General features: G+C 54.4%; 14 protein-coding genes. 5 read left to right on the top strand and 9 right to left on the bottom strand.

What is annotated here, in order from left to right; translation table 11 throughout:
• The first annotated feature begins 79 nt into the window (after window positions 1-79).
• Window positions 80-1,105 carry a hypothetical protein gene (locus tag ABNS66_RS05895; RefSeq protein ID WP_286836976.1) on the top strand — a complete coding sequence of 342 codons (1,026 nt, stop codon included), beginning with the start codon at window positions 80-82 and terminating at the stop codon, window positions 1,103-1,105.
• Between the two features lie 4 nt (window positions 1,106-1,109).
• Here the strand turns inward: ABNS66_RS05895 and ung are convergent, their stop codons facing one another.
• The 7 genes from ung to ABNS66_RS05860 all read right to left on the bottom strand — a co-directional run bounded on the left by ung (window position 1,110) and on the right by ABNS66_RS05860 (window position 9,424).
• Window positions 1,110-1,796 (bottom strand): uracil-DNA glycosylase, encoded by a 687-nt coding sequence (ung, locus tag ABNS66_RS05890; protein ID WP_286836974.1) that lies wholly within the window; start codon window positions 1,794-1,796, stop codon window positions 1,110-1,112.
• Window positions 1,797-1,892: 96 nt separating this feature from the next.
• The gene (locus tag ABNS66_RS05885; protein WP_286694016.1) at window positions 1,893-2,702 is read right to left on the bottom strand and encodes an SDR family NAD(P)-dependent oxidoreductase; all 810 of its coding nucleotides are present in this window, start codon (window positions 2,700-2,702) and stop codon (window positions 1,893-1,895) included.
• Between the two features lie 20 nt (window positions 2,703-2,722).
• Window positions 2,723-4,273: an NAD(P)/FAD-dependent oxidoreductase gene (locus ABNS66_RS05880; protein ID WP_286836972.1), complete on the bottom strand. Its 1,551-nt coding sequence runs from the start codon at window positions 4,271-4,273 to the stop codon at window positions 2,723-2,725.
• Window positions 4,270-5,268 carry an alpha/beta fold hydrolase gene (locus tag ABNS66_RS05875; protein WP_286836970.1) on the bottom strand — a complete coding sequence of 333 codons (999 nt, stop codon included), beginning with the start codon at window positions 5,266-5,268 and terminating at the stop codon, window positions 4,270-4,272. Before ABNS66_RS05875 ends, ABNS66_RS05880 begins: the two co-directional genes overlap by 4 nt.
• On the bottom strand, window positions 5,265-6,119 hold the full coding sequence (locus ABNS66_RS05870; RefSeq protein WP_286695032.1) for a metal-dependent hydrolase: 855 nt from the start codon (window positions 6,117-6,119) through the stop codon (window positions 5,265-5,267). Before ABNS66_RS05870 ends, ABNS66_RS05875 begins: the two co-directional genes overlap by 4 nt.
• Before the next feature lie 115 nt (window positions 6,120-6,234).
• On the bottom strand, window positions 6,235-6,915 hold the full coding sequence (locus tag ABNS66_RS05865; protein WP_286836968.1) for an START domain-containing protein: 681 nt from the start codon (window positions 6,913-6,915) through the stop codon (window positions 6,235-6,237).
• Window positions 6,916-6,949: 34 nt separating this feature from the next.
• On the bottom strand, window positions 6,950-9,424 hold the full coding sequence (locus ABNS66_RS05860; RefSeq protein ID WP_286836966.1) for a TonB-dependent receptor: 2,475 nt from the start codon (window positions 9,422-9,424) through the stop codon (window positions 6,950-6,952).
• 157 nt (window positions 9,425-9,581) lie between these two features.
• On the opposite strand from ABNS66_RS05860, the gene ABNS66_RS05855 reads away from it, so the two are divergent.
• On the top strand, window positions 9,582-10,469 hold the full coding sequence (locus tag ABNS66_RS05855) for a MerR family transcriptional regulator (RefSeq protein WP_286836965.1): 888 nt from the start codon (window positions 9,582-9,584) through the stop codon (window positions 10,467-10,469).
• A 19-nt stretch (window positions 10,470-10,488) separates the two neighbouring features.
• On the opposite strand, the gene ABNS66_RS05850 is transcribed toward ABNS66_RS05855, so the two are convergent.
• Entirely contained in the window at window positions 10,489-11,184 is a 696-nt protein-coding gene (locus ABNS66_RS05850; RefSeq protein WP_286836963.1) for an EthD domain-containing protein, read from the bottom strand.
• A gap of 22 nt (window positions 11,185-11,206) precedes the next feature.
• Window positions 11,207-11,983: an SDR family oxidoreductase gene (locus ABNS66_RS05845; protein ID WP_204995604.1), complete on the bottom strand. Its 777-nt coding sequence runs from the start codon at window positions 11,981-11,983 to the stop codon at window positions 11,207-11,209.
• Between the two features lie 236 nt (window positions 11,984-12,219).
• Here ABNS66_RS05845 and ABNS66_RS05840 point away from each other — a divergent pair, with 236 nt between their 5' ends.
• From ABNS66_RS05840 to ABNS66_RS05830, 3 genes are all read left to right on the top strand, one after another.
• Window positions 12,220-12,942 carry a DUF1499 domain-containing protein gene (locus ABNS66_RS05840; RefSeq protein WP_286836961.1) on the top strand — a complete coding sequence of 241 codons (723 nt, stop codon included), beginning with the start codon at window positions 12,220-12,222 and terminating at the stop codon, window positions 12,940-12,942.
• 167 nt (window positions 12,943-13,109) lie between these two features.
• A complete protein-coding gene (locus ABNS66_RS05835) occupies window positions 13,110-13,577 on the top strand; it encodes a hypothetical protein (RefSeq protein ID WP_286836959.1) in 468 nt (155 codons plus the stop codon).
• Window positions 13,574-14,707 carry a hypothetical protein gene (locus ABNS66_RS05830; protein ID WP_286695025.1) on the top strand — a complete coding sequence of 378 codons (1,134 nt, stop codon included), beginning with the start codon at window positions 13,574-13,576 and terminating at the stop codon, window positions 14,705-14,707. Before ABNS66_RS05835 ends, ABNS66_RS05830 begins: the two co-directional genes overlap by 4 nt.
• Window positions 14,708-14,712 lie beyond the last annotated feature (5 nt).

The following is a 14,712-nucleotide window of genomic DNA, read 5'->3' as shown; positions in this document are numbered from 1 at the left end:
ACCGAAAGGCGTGAAAATCACACCAGAATACTATCCCTCATTCACCACACGGTACCGACGAAACGGTAGCACAGGACCCATGAGCACATTTGAAGCGCTACTTTCTAAGCAATTCCCCCAGAGCCAAATCAAACCGAGCGGCTTCTGGGCCAGCGGCGAGCAACAACACGGCGCAGCCGACTGGGTATCACCGCTCTATCAATACGACTTTTTACACGTAGATGGACCTGACAGCAGCACTTTTTTGCAGGGGCAAACCAGCTGTGACTGGCGCGCGATCACCCCGGCCCAGACCAGCCGCGGCGCTTACTGCAATATCAAAGGTCGCGTGCTGAGCAGCTTTATCGGCGCTCAGCCTTCCGAAACACTGGCCCTGTTGCATATGCGTGCCGATATTTGTGAAAACACCCGCAGCCTACTGAAAAAATATATTGTGTTCTCAAAAGCCGAAATTGGCGACCAGCCCCGAACGCGCTTTGCCATTGGCGTGGCTGGCCCCGGCGCCAAGCAGCGTTTGCGCACCCTCTTCGGCGCCGCCCCCAGCGCGGCGCTGGAGAGCCTCACCGTAGACCCTGACACGATCATCGTTCAACTGGACGACGACGGCCTGCGCTATGAGTGCTGGCTCACCGACACGCGCGCCGCCGAACTTTGGCCCGCGCTCTGTGACGGCGTCGCCGTTCGCGATAGCGCTGACTGGGAGAGAGATAACATCCTGCAAGGGATCGGCGAGGTGCACGCTGCAACACAGGACCTTTTCCTGCCCCAACAATTGAACTACCAGTTGGTGGGCGCGGTAAATTTCAAAAAGGGCTGCTACACCGGCCAGGAAGTCGTCGCTCGCATTCAATATCGAGGCAAACTCAAGCGCCGCCTCTACGCCGCGAAAGTGGACGCCTCAATAAATGAAAGCGATGCTACGGAGCTGTTTGGCGACGGTGGCACGCAGAGTGTCGGCAAGCTCGTTTCGCTATATAACGCAGATGACCACAGCATACTGCTGGCGGTACTCGCGGTTGATGCGGTGAACTCGCCTATCTTTACCGCCGACGGCAAGCACCGCGTCACACTGCTACCGCTTCCCTATGAGCTACCGGACCTGTAAATCGTTACGCAGGAGGTAGGCGCCAATCGACAGGCGTCTGCCCTCGCGCCTGTAAATAGGCGTTGGCTTGGGAAAAATGCCTGCAGCCGAAGAAACCTCGGTAGGCCGACAGCGGCGACGGGTGAGGCGCCTTCAGGACGCAGTGCCTGCTCGAATCAATCGCGGCGCCCTTCTTTTGTGCGTGAGAGCCCCACAGTAAAAACACCAAACCGTCGCGATGTTGATTTAGCGAAGACACGATTGCATCGGTGAACCGTTCCCAGCCCTTGCCCTGATGAGCCCCCGCCTGTCCTTGCTCGACCGTGAGAACACTGTTGAGCAATAGCACACCCTGCTCAGCCCATGACTGCAGATAACCATGCTGCGCAGGCTCGATCGCTAAATCACTCTGCAGCTCTTGAAAAATATTGACCAGAGACGGCGGCGGTTTTACCCCCGGTTGCACAGAAAAGCACAAGCCGTGGGCTTGGCCAGGGCCGTGATAAGGGTCCTGCCCTAAGATCACTACCTTCACCTGTTTGAAAGGCGTACTGTCTAACGCGGCGAACCATTGAGACGGGCTAGGATAAATCTGTGCCCCCTGCTCGCGACGCTGCTGCAAGAATTGCCGCAGCGTATGCATATACTCCTGCTCGAACTCTCCACGCAATTCCTCAAGCCAGGACGGCTCTAGCTGTATCGTAGCGCTCACCTGCACTCCTCCGCTATTTACAAGCCGGCAAGCATAACAGCAGCGCCCTCGCTCAGGTAGTAAGAAAAAAGGGCTGAGGGCAGCCCAAAGCAAACGTTACGACAAACGTATTAGTGGCGCCAACCAGCGATCGTAATTGGCGGGAAATAAACGTTGAACCCAATCCAGAAAAACGGCGTCGCTGCCAATTAGCAAACGTCGACGGCGGCGGCGCATGGCATGAATAATTTTCGCTGCAGCTCGCTCGGGGCTGGTGCGCGCCACTTTGTCGAAATTTGCCGCTGTGGCGTCCAAATCACTCTCCTTGCCGTGAAGGTCATGAAAATGTCGCCCGTTTCGCGCAATATTCGTTTTTATGCCGCCGGGGTGGACGGTAAGCACCGCAACGCCACTGCCCTTTAAATCCTGACGGAGAGACTCTGAGTAGCCACGTACGGCGAATTTTGCCGCGTTGTAGGCCGACTGCGACGGCACCGCCAGCAGGCCAAACAAGCTGGATATATTGACGATACAGCCGCCCGCGTCCTTTACGTAAGGCAAAAACGCTTCGCAGCCGTTGACGACACCCCAAAAATTGATATTCATCAGCCAGCTAAAGTGCTCTCGGGGCTGCTCTGCGGCATGACAACTCAGCGACACACCCGCATTGTTTATCACCGCATCAATCCGTCCGAAATGTTCTTTCACCTCCGCGGCCCAGAGGGCAACAGCCGTCTGCTCAGCAGCGTCAACGCAACTAAGCAGCAAGTGTTGTTCATCCGCGAGCGGGCGTAAGGCGGCCAAATTTTTTGCTGATATATCCGAGGCTGCGACTGCGCAGCCCTCCCCAAGAAGTTGCTTTACCAACGCTAAACCAATTCCCGACGCCGCACCCGATACGGCAACGACCTGTTTTACCTTAGTCATCAATAGACCTCTTTGAACACTTAGGGAAGCTCTGCACAATCCAGTGCAACGGGTTCGTGAGCGGATAATGCCGGTTTGGCGCTATCCGCTGCGACAACACGATAGTCCGACAAGGCAAAGCAGCGTGTCATCAGACGGTAGCGCCACGAAAACCCCGGCCATAGCGTCGTGTTGCGGCCATCTTGGGTCAGATACCAGCTGTTACAGCCCGACATCCAGGTCGTTCCACGAAACATGTTTTGAATGCGCTTGTTGTACTGATCCTGCACATCCGCTTTGATGTCCAGACCACAATCAGGCCGTTCGCGCAGCGTCTGCAAGTATTGCAGCACATAGCGAATCTGCGACTCGATGTAGAAGATAACGGAGGTATTACCGGGGCCGGTATTAGGGCCCATCAGGTAAAGCAAGTTCGGATAGCCAGACACAGTAATGCCCTTGTACGCCTCGGCCCCCTCAGCCCAATCCTCTTCAAGAGAGCGCCCACCCAAGCCGCGAACAGGCATTGGCGCACCCGCAGAGGGAACCTTGAAACCGGTAGCAAGAATCACCGCATCGACTTCGTGCCGTTCACCATCACTGCTATAAATCGCCGATTCATCCATACGCGCTACCCCGTCGGCCACCACATTTACATTTTTCTGGCAGAGCGCGGGGTAATAATCATCAGACAACAATACGCGCTTGCAGCCCATCGAGTACTGCGGTGTCAGGGCGTTTCTGAGCGCTTCATCTTTAACAACGCTGCGCAGGTATTTGCGCCCGGCCCACTCGCCCAAGCGAGTGAATAGACTGTCCCAAATAAATGCTGGCAAGACGCTTTCCATCTTCACATACTGAAGGCGCCTAACTATCCGCTGCAACATCGGCCACCGGCGAAAACGTGCGTGTTCATCCGCGGTTAGGCGGCGATCGTGTTTGGGTAGCACCCAGGGCGGCGTACGCTGAAATACCGTGAGTGAACCGACTTCTGGCTGAATAGCAGGAATCACCTGAATAGCGCTTGCGCCAGTACCCACCACCGCAACACGCTTGCCGCGTAAGTTAGCATCGCGCTGCCACTGTGCGGTGTGCATCACCACACCTTTAAAGCGCTCAATACCCTCGATATTGGGGTATTGAGGAATGTTCAGAGCGCCGATGGCAACCACAACAGCACGCGCAAATACGGGGTGCCCGCCTGCCAATTCCAAACGCCACTGAGCGCTGCTTTCACAATAGTCAGCCGCGGTTACCCGCGTGGAGAAGCGAATTTTTGGCCGCAACTGATATTTATCCGCGCAGTGGCGCAGGTAGCGATAAATCTCTTGCTGTGGGCTGAACAAGCGCCCCCACCGAGGATTGGGCTCAAAGGAAAATGAGTAGAGATGCGATGGCACGTCACAGGCCGCTCCCGGGTAGAGATTGTCGCGCCAAACCCCGCCAACGTCCTCCGCTTGTTCGAAGAGCTGAAAGTTATTGATGCCCTGCTTCTGCAACTGAATAGCCAGGCCTAGCCCACCAAAACCCGCACCGATAATCGCCACGTCCAACACAGTGTCCTGCGCTCGCTGATGGATATTCGCATTCATAGTGATAGTTCCATTTTGCCGACCCAAAAATCACGAAGCACATTCGCCGTCGCCGCGGGTTCCTCCAACATCGGTAGGTGACCAACGCCCGGCATCACCATCACGTGGCTCTGGGGAATTTGCTGCCGAAAAGCGTCACTGCAACTCACATCAAGTACCCGGTCGCTATCGCCCCACAACACCAGCGTTGGTGCTGATATCCCCTGCAGACAACACCATGTATCGTGCAATGACGTCACGAGAGACTCGAAAAGATACTGATTCACGGGGTGGCGATGACACATTTCTCCGGCCATTGCCCAGGCTAACCCCATCCCCATTAGCCGGTGACGGCGGTGTAGGCAAATCGCCATTACCTTGGCGGTGTCGCTGTGTTGTTTTGGCGCAAGGTAGTTGCGCCCGGCAGCCAAGCCACTTTCCAGCACGCTCATTCTGCTACCGGGGGCACCGGCTGCATTCATTAGGCACAGCGCCGCCACGGATTCTCCATGGCGAGCCGCCAGTTGCGCGGCGATTGCCCCACCCATTGAACTGCCCACCACGTAGGCAGGGCCACCCCCTTGTTTAGCCAGGAATGCCGCCATTCTGTCCGCTTGAGCACTCAGTGCATACTCAGCACCGTAGCGGAATTCGCTGACACCAAAACCCGGTAAATCGGGCACCAATAAACGAAACGTCTGCGCCAGTCTCGGCAATAAAAACGCCCAGTTTTCGCGACTGGCACCAAAGCCATGCAGTAACAGCATGGTAGGCCCTTCCGCCTGTCCGCCTACCCAGTACTGAACTCGGTGACCATCAATCATCGAGACCGCCTGACGCATCCCTGCTCGCAGCGCCATAATTGGCTGCAAACAGCGCCACAGCGAACGTGCCTTTGGCTGCCAGGCAGAAAGCACTGCCGCATCGTGCTGAGCAAGTGGGCCAGCCAGAAACTGCTGCTGCATTTGCAGCAGCGCATCCGCCTCATCGGAAATTGGCACCGCTAAGGTGTTCACGCGGCCGCTCCGGCTGCTTTGTCATAGCCTTCGACTTCGGCGACCAGTTCATCGACGGTCTCTAGATAACGGCGATTGTCGTGATCCCAGGGGTGAAAGCCTGGTTTAAAGAAATCGAGCCAATCCGGAATAACCCGGCGCAACGTACCCGGCGAGCCCCACAGAAAATTAAATGCACCCAGCCAGCCCGTCAGGCTAAATAGCTTGCCCTCTCGGGCTACCATGCCAATGTGGATAGGAATCACCATCACCCAGAACACCAGCGTGGCAACGATCAATGCGAGGCAGCGACGAAAATACGCCAACGGCCCCTTGCCGACCACTTGCTGATAAACATCGAAGGCAACGGCCTTGTGCTCGGTTTCTTCCAGGGCGTGCCAGCGCCACATAGCGGCAAAGCGCGGCTCTGAACCCGCCAGTGTGCGCGGCTCTCGCAATACAATATCAGCTAAGATTGCGGTTAGGTGTTCCAGGGCAATTGTGATTGCCAACTGCCCGGCGCGCCCTTCAATCTTTCGGGTAATGTTTAGCAGGCCAAGCACAATCCGTGAGTTGCGCTTTGCCGGCATGCCCCGCTGCTCCAGGGCATCGTTATAGTCTTCATGTTCGCGGCCGTGCATCGCTTCCTGGCCAATGAAGCCGCGCACTGCCTCTTTCAGCTCCGGGTCGGTCACCTCATCACGATACGCGCGCACGCTGTCGATAAAAAAGCGCTCACCGTCGGGAAAAAACAGCGACATCGCATTAAAGAAATGACTGACATGAACCCCTTTGGCATGCCAATCGCCAACCCGGTCTGCGGGCAGATTAAATTCTAAATTACGTCTTACGGGCATCACTGTTGTTTTCATAGCTTGCGCCTCCTGATGAGCCATCAATTTATGTTACACCGCTTGATGTATAATTAATGTTACATCAATCTATGTCAAATTAATTTTGACTTATTTTTTGTCTGGCCCGCTGGGGCTAGAACGGATTGAAATTCTGGTATTGCGCTTGCTGAACGACAACGCGCAATTGCTTTAAGGTCTCGAACGGGTTGTCCACAATCAGGCTATTAACCAGGCCAGAGGGCAGGCCGCCGGCAGGGTCCAGATGCAGCTGAAACACCACGTTTGTTGTGCCATCTTCTTGCGGCGTTAATTCAAAGAACCCGCGCAACGCTGTAACCCGTTTAACGCCTTTGGCCTTTGGAACAGCGCCCCGACCGCTCGCCGGCAGCTCATCCCCGGCGACACTTTCCAGGCTAATTCGCGTCACTCTGGTTGCCGGGTCCTGACTAATTTGATTGCGAATCAGCATTTCGCGATCAGCGGCAGGCCAAGGGAAATCATTTAATAAGTACTGATAGCGATCCAACAGCGACGACTTATGGAGTAATACCGCCTGCCGGCAGTTGTACATCCACTCGGTAAAGGCCTCCGTGTCATCGAGCACCGCCATAATCTGGTTAATCTCCGCGTCCACCCTTGCCTCACCGCGAAATTCCCTGAAAGCGGAGTTCGCCACCTCACGGGTAAATACCGCTATCCCCTGCTCGCGCTTCTCTTCGCGCCACTCTGCGGCGTGGCTGAATGTAGCCAGCATCATCAAACACACTGCGGCCAGCCACTCGGCGCCGGTAAACTTCTTCATCAACGTCATCATTATCTGTCCTCTTTCAGCGTGCGCCGCTCGGCGCTCACAGGCGGTAACTGAATTGCAGGGCAACTGAACGCGGAGCCTCAATAAACCCTGTGTGACTGGTCGTGCCAAACAGTGTCTTGGCAAGTGGGGTATCGGCGGCATAGACGACAATCACTTCATCCGTCAGGTTTTTGCCAACCAGCGCCAGCTCCCAACTTTGGTCAATGGCCCCCACGCCCAAACGGCCATTGAATTTGTAGAAACCCTCTTGCTCAACGCGCGGGTCAAGGTTGCTGGAAGGGTTGTATTTATCGGTGAAAATGACATCCAGCGAAGCGCCAATGCCGATGGTGGGACTGATAGGTCGAACGTAACCCACAATAAAGGTACCCGACCAATCCGCCACATACTGGTTCGACCACCCGGTATAATCGCAGTCGCGGCCATTGGGTGCGTCGGGCGCTTGGTCCTGGCGACACTGGCCATTTTGGAAATCTTTGAATTCAAAATCGAGCAAGGCCAGCGCCCCCCCGAGAGTGAGATAGTCTGTAACCTGCCAGCGACCGTCCATCTCGATACCCATGGTCACAGCCTCCTTGGCATTCCCCACTTGGAAGCCGATGCTGCCATCAAAAATACTGATCTGCAGGTCGCTGTATTCGGTGTAGAACGCGGCAATATTAAACTCTGCGGCACCGTCAAACAGGCCGGTTTTCAGGCCCAACTCATAACTCAGGGCCTCCTCTTCATCGTATTCGAAGGTGCCCTCGAGAATGGTTTGATTCGGTGCAAGTGCGTTGGGGTTGCGATAGGTCAATTCAGCTTCTGGCGTTTGGTTAGAGCGCGCATCAAAGCCCCCTGCCTTGAAGCCTTTTGTCGCCGTGAAATATGCCATGCCCTCATCGGAATAGTCCCACTGCACATTTATCAGCGGCGAAAACTGGCTTTCGCTGCGCTCGCCCTGTAAGTCATGGCGCTCCATCGCAAAGGTGATTGCTGCCACCGTGTCGACCTCACCCTGCGGCAATTCATTGCCATCAAGATCCGTAATAGTCAGCTTTCTGCTTCCCTTCTTGTTTTCATAGGTATAGCGGCCACCGAGGGTTAGCCGCAAGGTATCGTGCAGGTTGACAGTTGCCTGCAGGAACGCCGAGGCAATTTTGGATTTACTGGTAAATTCCCGGGGGCCTTTAATGTCTCTAATAGCATTCCCCGCATCACCAAAACCCAGGATTTCGTAGGGGTCTGCAGCCAGTGTTAAGGGGTCAAGATCGCCCCTGGCACCGCCCTCTATGAAGTCGGCGGCATTTAACAGCTCTACCACCAGATTCGAGTCTTGAATTAACTCATCATTGAACAGCAAGTCGTTCTGCTGGAAATACACCCCGGCGATATAATCCACAAACTCCCCACCGGGAGAGACCCAGCGAAACTCCTGACTGACCTGACGGTAGTCCTCTTCCATCTCAAACTTAAACAACTCTGCGGCAGTGGCATCGCAGTCGCACAGGTCGTTGTACTGGTAATCGAGAATCCCTGTAATAGACCGAAATTCATGACCATCCGGGCTAACCCAGCTGACATTCAGCGTCAGGTTATTGGTGTCGTTATTGCTGTAATTCCCGTTGGAATGCCCCTTGTAGTCGAGATAGTTATTTCGAACCGAGTCGTCGGTATCAACGTCCAAAAAAGGAGGATAAAAGCTGCGATCGAGAATTTCCGATTGTGTGCGCCCCGCCAAGACAAAATTGCTCGACGTCGAAGGTTCATCGTTGATGATCTCCGCGTGACGCCCCACGGTGTCAAACTTGCCCCGCTCGTATTTTAATTCGGCGCGCAGCTGGTCAGTCACATCCCAGGTGCCCTTCAAGCGAAATGTGGCCTGGTCGTACTGAGGTCCCTCAATATCTAAATTGAGGTCTTCCATGTAGCCACCAAACTCCCGCAAGCGCGCAGAAAACCGCAAACCAAAATTGTCGGTAATTGGCCCCGATAACATCACATCGACCACTTTCTCATCAAATTCTGGTTCGTAAAGCGCGGAAAACAGCCCCTCAAGCTCATCGCTGGGCGACGCTGTAATAATATTGATCGCCCCGGCAATACTGTTCTTGCCCTGCAGAATATTTTGCGGGCCGCGCAACACTTCAACGCGCGCAAGATCAAGAAAAGGCGCGCGGGCTAACTGGGCGCGCCCATAATAAATACCATCTACATACATCCCCACCGACTGCTCGAACCCCTGGTTCATGCCGGTGCCGATACCACGCACGTAGATATCGGTGCTGATACCACTTTCAGTGACGGTAAGATTGGGTACGTAGGCCTGCAGGTCTTCCATGCGGTTAATGCCCGCTTCGAGCATTTTTTCGCCGCCGATGGCGCTCACGGAAACGGGCACATCTTGCAAACTTTGCTCGCGATGCTGGGCAGTGACAAGCACCTCCTCAAGTTTCGCCGCAAACGAAGACACCGGAACGGCGCAGGCCAGCGCTATGCCGCCCGCGCGTAATATGCTAAAACTACCCATTATGACACGCCCTTATGTTGCAATTTATTATGTTACATTATTTGATGAAACATAAATGGCGACCGTCGCCTTGTCAACACAGTGACGGTATTTTTGTGCAGTACCGACATGCACCCGGGGCTGAAATTACTCAAGCCTTTGATTAGAATAGATTTTCATGGCAGCTCATGTACGCCTGCCAAGCCTTCAACCCAGTCCGAGCAGCAAAAAGCCAATGCATTTCCCCGAAGACACCATGAACAACATCGCTCAATACCTGCCCCAAGGGGCGGAGGCCAATGCCATGAGCGACAGTGAGCAACGTGAATACAGTGTTGAGGAGTTGGCTTTGGCGGCGAACACCACCGTTCGCAACATCCGCGCCTATCAGGACCGCGGTGTCCTGCCACCACCCGCGCTGCGCGGCCGCAAAGGCATTTACAACAACCAGCACCTCTCGCGACTGCGACTAATTAGTAACCTGTTGGAGCGTGGCTATACCCTCTCCTCAATCAGGGAACTGCTCTCGGCAATGGAGCAAGGCATTGGCCTGAGTGAAGTACTGGGAATGGAGTCGGCGATAAATTCGCCCTGGGGGAAGGAAGACCCAATCAACCTGCCAATGACCGAAATGGTAAAAATGTTTGGCACCAAACTGACGCCGACAGCAATAAAAAAAGCGGCTGAGTTGGACTTATTTTCGGTCAACGGCGCGCAACTGCGGGTGACCAGTATGAACACCCTTAAGGTCGCCCAGGAGTTGTGTAAAACCGGTATTCCACTCGAGGATCTGCTGGAGATCCTCACCCTAATGCGGGGCAAGGTTCAGCCCGTCGCAGACTCCTTTGTAAAACTGGTCACTCAGCATGTGCTCGAGCCCTACGGTGAACAGCCCCTTCCGCCCAAAGAGGAGTTTCCGCAAATTGCCGAGTTAGTATGGCGCCTGCGCCCCCTCGCTCAAATTGTAGTAGATGCGGAACTAGGTCGGGCCATGGACTACGCGGCAAGCCGCTTTTTGGCAGACAAGCTCGAGTCCATTTTAAAGCAGCTACCCAAAGAAGATTAAGCCGCCGCCAAGGCGTGGGTTAAAAGCAGTACTCACTGGTGGGCTGAACATCGATTTCGTTAAAGTCGATGAACTTCGCGCAACTCTCCAGCATGGCTTGCATACGCTGCTGGCAGAGCTCGGGCTGGCCATCTGCGTTGTAGAACGCCTCTGCACTGGTCATTGCCTCAGCAGGAAAGCACTCTTCGACGATCGCCTGATAGGCGCCACCGTCCTCGTTCAGCCCCGACACCACACGATTTTGCACGTAGCGAAAGGTGGACTGTGTGTCGATGGCAATTTGGGTGTGGGTATTTTTCCAGTAGCCCAGCCACTGCTCGTATGTCAGAAATTCGGGACAACGCAGCAGTGCCACCTGACTAAAACCCGGGGTGCGCTGCCCAGCTGCAACCGGATACCGGGTATTTCGCAGCGGCTCTTCTGCCTCCACCTGATACACCGCAACCTTAGCCGCCACGTTTGCGAGCACCGCTATGGCTTGATCAAGCGTTTCATCCGCCTCGCAATAAAAACTACACATTGCATCAAATAGTGCCACGCCGTCGCTGGCGATACGCTTTTCAGCGGCCGCCGCAACGTCGCCATCGGCAAGGTTTAGTTGCAGGCGGCTAAGCCCCTCCAACGCCAGCAGCGCGGGCGGAACATCCGCCAATACACGGTCAAAAAAGTCCTCGGCAGACCCAGAGGCCCACAAAAAAATTTGTATCTTGCGCATTGGCAGAGAGCCCCTTGCTAAATTAAATACCGATGGGAGGCGTTGCCGTAGCGGCGTTGTCGATCAGCATTTCTGCGGCGTTGACAAAACGAGACTCATCCGAGGCCAGGTAAGTTACCAACGCGGCAATATCCTCGGGCTCACACATTGGGTTCGCCTCGGTAGACAAGGACTCAATCTCCTCGCGGCTAGCGGTCTCAGCACCGGTGGCAACTTTGAATACCATCGGGGTTTTCACGCCATCGGGATGAATGGAGTTACAACGAATACCGTTGCGTTTTTCTCGGCAATACAGCGCCACTGCCTTAGTCAATGCGGCCACAGCGCCTTTACTGGCACTGTAGGCAGCAACGAAAGACATACCGTGCAGTGCTGCCACTGAAGACATGTTAATAATCGAACCGCCATTGCCACTGGCTTCCATAGCGGGAATCGCCGTTTTACAACCGAGGAAGACCCCTTCGCTATTTACCGAGTTTACCCGGCGATAGTCTTCCAAACTGCACTCTACAATGTTGCCCAGAGCCATCATGCCAGCATTATTTACCAACACGTCCAAGCGGCCGAACGTCTCCACAGCGGTATTCACAACATTTTGCCAATCGGCTTCACTGCTCACATCGTGCTTGATAAATATCGCTTTCTCACCGATCTGTTCGGCCACTGCTTGGCCATCTTTTTCATTGAGATCGGTCAGCACGACATTCGCGCCCTCAGCGGCCAGCATGATTGCGTCAGCTTTACCCATTCCACTTGCAGCGCCTGTCACAATGCAGACTTTCCCGGCGACTCTACCCATCGTAAAAACCTCTTTCTTCTTAAATTAGTCTCGCCAGTGGAGCGGCCCACTGGCGATGAGTTACACATCTATAACCAGAACAGTAAATCACGCTATCGTGAAAAAACATAGCGCGACGCAATTACGCTTTGGTAAGAATTCAGTGGCAAAAACACCGCCTGCAAGTCATTTTAATTATCCTTTGTATCGACTACGCTCAGCGTGCTAGCCACCTATTCTGCGACACGGGAGACACAATGCGCATCGTCTATCTGGCCGAGAGGCTCGCCTATTTATCACTGATCATGCTGGCAGCAAGCGCCGTTACCGTGCGCGCCGACCTCGCCCATTTTAGAGTGGGGCTGCTGATTTTTGCCGCTTCGGCACTTTTCTCGCTAAGCGCCATCACACTATCCGCCCTATTTAGCCGTCGCTGCAAAGATGCAAATGATCAAAAAAGGCTTAGCCGCGCCGCCGTTCTCGCGCTACCCGCTATCAGTTTTATGGCCTTCAATATCCTTTCCGGCAGTAATCGCCCTCTGATCCACAACATCAGTACTGACCTGGTGTCACCGCCGAGCTTCATTGCAGCAGCGTCGTTACGCAAGCCGAGCGACAACCCGCTGCGCTACACCCAAGAGGTCGCTGACATACAGCGCGCGGCCTACCCAGATCTCGCAGGTATTACCACTGCCTTGCCGCTGGATCGCGCTCAGCAGCTCTGCATCATCACCGCGCAGGACATGGGCTGGGAAATACACTACCAACAACCCGGCCACATAGAGGCAACAAGCCGAAGTTTCTGGTTTGGCTTTACCGACGACATCGTCATCCGGCTGCAAGAAACCGAGGGTGGCAGCAAAATCGACCTGCGCTCCGTATCACGCGTTGGCAAGGGTGATCTCGGCGCGAACGCCGAGAGAATCATGCGCTTCAATGCACAGCTGGCCCAGCGCTTACACACCATGCAACAACCGTAGTTGCGGTCTATAGTAGGTGGACGAAGGACGTGTATTTCGGTTTACCCTAACAGACGTCCTCGCGAGAATGAGTAACCATCTCCGAAACCGAAATACTCGCGCATGAAGCCAAGGGTCGATGATTCCTCTCCTTAATTGACCCCAACTAATACGGAGGCCACAGCACTGTGGGCATAGGGTCACTTAATCGCCCCCGCTGGCTTGTAGCAACCTTGCTGCTGTGGTCTTTCCTCGCCTGCAACTTTTCATCGGCGGGCACCCCCGTCACGCTCATCGCACACGAAAGCGTGAATCTCGACAAGCTCAACACCAGCACCCTGCGGGCGATATTTTCCTTGCGAAAGCGCAGCTGGGAAAACCAAACACCTATCAAGGTTTTTGTACTACCCGACAACCACCCATTGCATAAAAACTTCTGCAAAACGGTACTGAAAATCTACCCCTATGTTCTTAGAGACCAGTGGGATCGCGTGATTTTTAGCGGCGTGGGGACACCGCCAACCACAGTAAAAGATATTGAGGAGCTGCGGAGGATTGTTACCTCTACTCCTGGTGCCATTGGATATGCGCCTGGCGAATTATCGGTAAATAAGCAGCAGTACTACGCCATCGTGCCTACCGGACTACAGCCATGAATAAATTTGCAATTGTCTCGCTACTCGCCCTTATTCCAGCCGCGACACAAGCGCTGGAAATCCCGGGTGGGCAAATTCACGGCTTTGCGTCACAAGGTTACTTGCTTAGTGACAGCAACAATTTTTACGGCGACAGCCAACGCGGGTCTACCGAACTGACCGAAATTGGCCTGAACGCGAATTGGCGGCTTAACAACTCTCTCAATTTTGCCGGGCAATTACTTAGCAGAGATGCCGGCGCCACCGACAACGGCAGCCTTCGCGTGGATTTTCTTTTTGCCGACTATAAAGCAATAGAAAATGATGTCACCGGACTGGGCATCCGTGTGGGACGCGTTCGCAATGCCTACGGTTTTTACAATGAAACAAGGGATGTCTTATTTACCCGGCCCAGCATTCTTATGCCGCAAGCGATCTACTACGAGGGCAACGGCTTAAGAGAGCTGTTATTTTCATCTGATGGCGCTCAACTCTACAGCTATTGGGACGCCGAAGACTCTACGACCAGCTTTTCGTTGACTGCAGGGCGGAATAAACGCCTGTCGAAAGATGTTATTAAGAACTTGCTCGGCACATCAACCTCTCAGTTAATTGCACAGGGTAGTCTCGATCACCCCATTTTTGCGCAGTTTTCTCACGCGATGTCAGGTGGACGCAGCCGCTTCGCTCTGTCGATGTACAATGTTGGCTTAGACTTCGACACCAACTTTATGGGCGCTGACGGTCTAAATCTTTACGCCAGTGGTTACGTGCTGTCAGCGCAGCACAACCTGCAGGACTGGTCATTTACTGCGGAATACAGCCTCACCACCGTCAAATATGAAGCCGGGCGCTTGGGCAATGCCAAGAACGATATTGAAGCGACCTACCTTCAGGCTGAATACCGGCTTTCACCGAAAATCAGCTTACATAGCCGCGTAGAATACAGCGTGAACGATCGTGATAACCGCAACGCGACGGATACACAACACCTCGTGGTCGGCACAAAATGGTCACCATCGCGAAACTGGACGATTGCTGCCGACCTGTTAGGCATGCGCGGCACCGGAGGCATTCCCGACATAGACAACCCAAATGGCACCCGTGAGCGAACCGAAATGCTTGCGGTCATGGTCGGCTACCGTTTCTAATGAAC

It is taken from the genome of uncultured Spongiibacter sp. (assembly GCF_964011655.1).
Taxonomy (GTDB): domain Bacteria; phylum Pseudomonadota; class Gammaproteobacteria; order Pseudomonadales; family Spongiibacteraceae; genus Spongiibacter; species Spongiibacter marinus.
This window is presented reverse-complemented; position numbering and strand designations above follow the sequence as displayed.

Bases quoted from the DNA above. Each gene is read 5' to 3' on its own strand.
- ABNS66_RS05865 (WP_286836968.1), bottom strand. From the start codon at position 6,915: ATGATGACGTTGATGAAGAAGTTTACCGGCGCCGAGTGGCTGGCCGCA.
- ABNS66_RS05850 (WP_286836963.1), bottom strand. From the start codon at position 11,184: ATGCGCAAGATACAAATTTTTTTGTGGGCCTCTGGGTCTGCCGAGGAC.
- ABNS66_RS05870 (WP_286695032.1), bottom strand. From the start codon at position 6,119: ATGAAAACAACAGTGATGCCCGTAAGACGTAATTTAGAATTTAATCTG.
- ABNS66_RS05860 (WP_286836966.1), bottom strand. From the start codon at position 9,424: ATGGGTAGTTTTAGCATATTACGCGCGGGCGGCATAGCGCTGGCCTGC.
- ABNS66_RS05845 (WP_204995604.1), bottom strand. From the start codon at position 11,983: ATGGGTAGAGTCGCCGGGAAAGTCTGCATTGTGACAGGCGCTGCAAGT.
- ABNS66_RS05885 (WP_286694016.1), bottom strand. From the start codon at position 2,702: ATGACTAAGGTAAAACAGGTCGTTGCCGTATCGGGTGCGGCGTCGGGA.
- ABNS66_RS05880 (WP_286836972.1), bottom strand. From the start codon at position 4,273: ATGAATGCGAATATCCATCAGCGAGCGCAGGACACTGTGTTGGACGTG.
- ABNS66_RS05895 (WP_286836976.1), top strand. From the start codon at position 80: ATGAGCACATTTGAAGCGCTACTTTCTAAGCAATTCCCCCAGAGCCAA.
- ABNS66_RS05855 (WP_286836965.1), top strand. From the start codon at position 9,582: ATGGCAGCTCATGTACGCCTGCCAAGCCTTCAACCCAGTCCGAGCAGC.
- ABNS66_RS05840 (WP_286836961.1), top strand. From the start codon at position 12,220: ATGCGCATCGTCTATCTGGCCGAGAGGCTCGCCTATTTATCACTGATC.
- ABNS66_RS05830 (WP_286695025.1), top strand. From the start codon at position 13,574: ATGAATAAATTTGCAATTGTCTCGCTACTCGCCCTTATTCCAGCCGCG.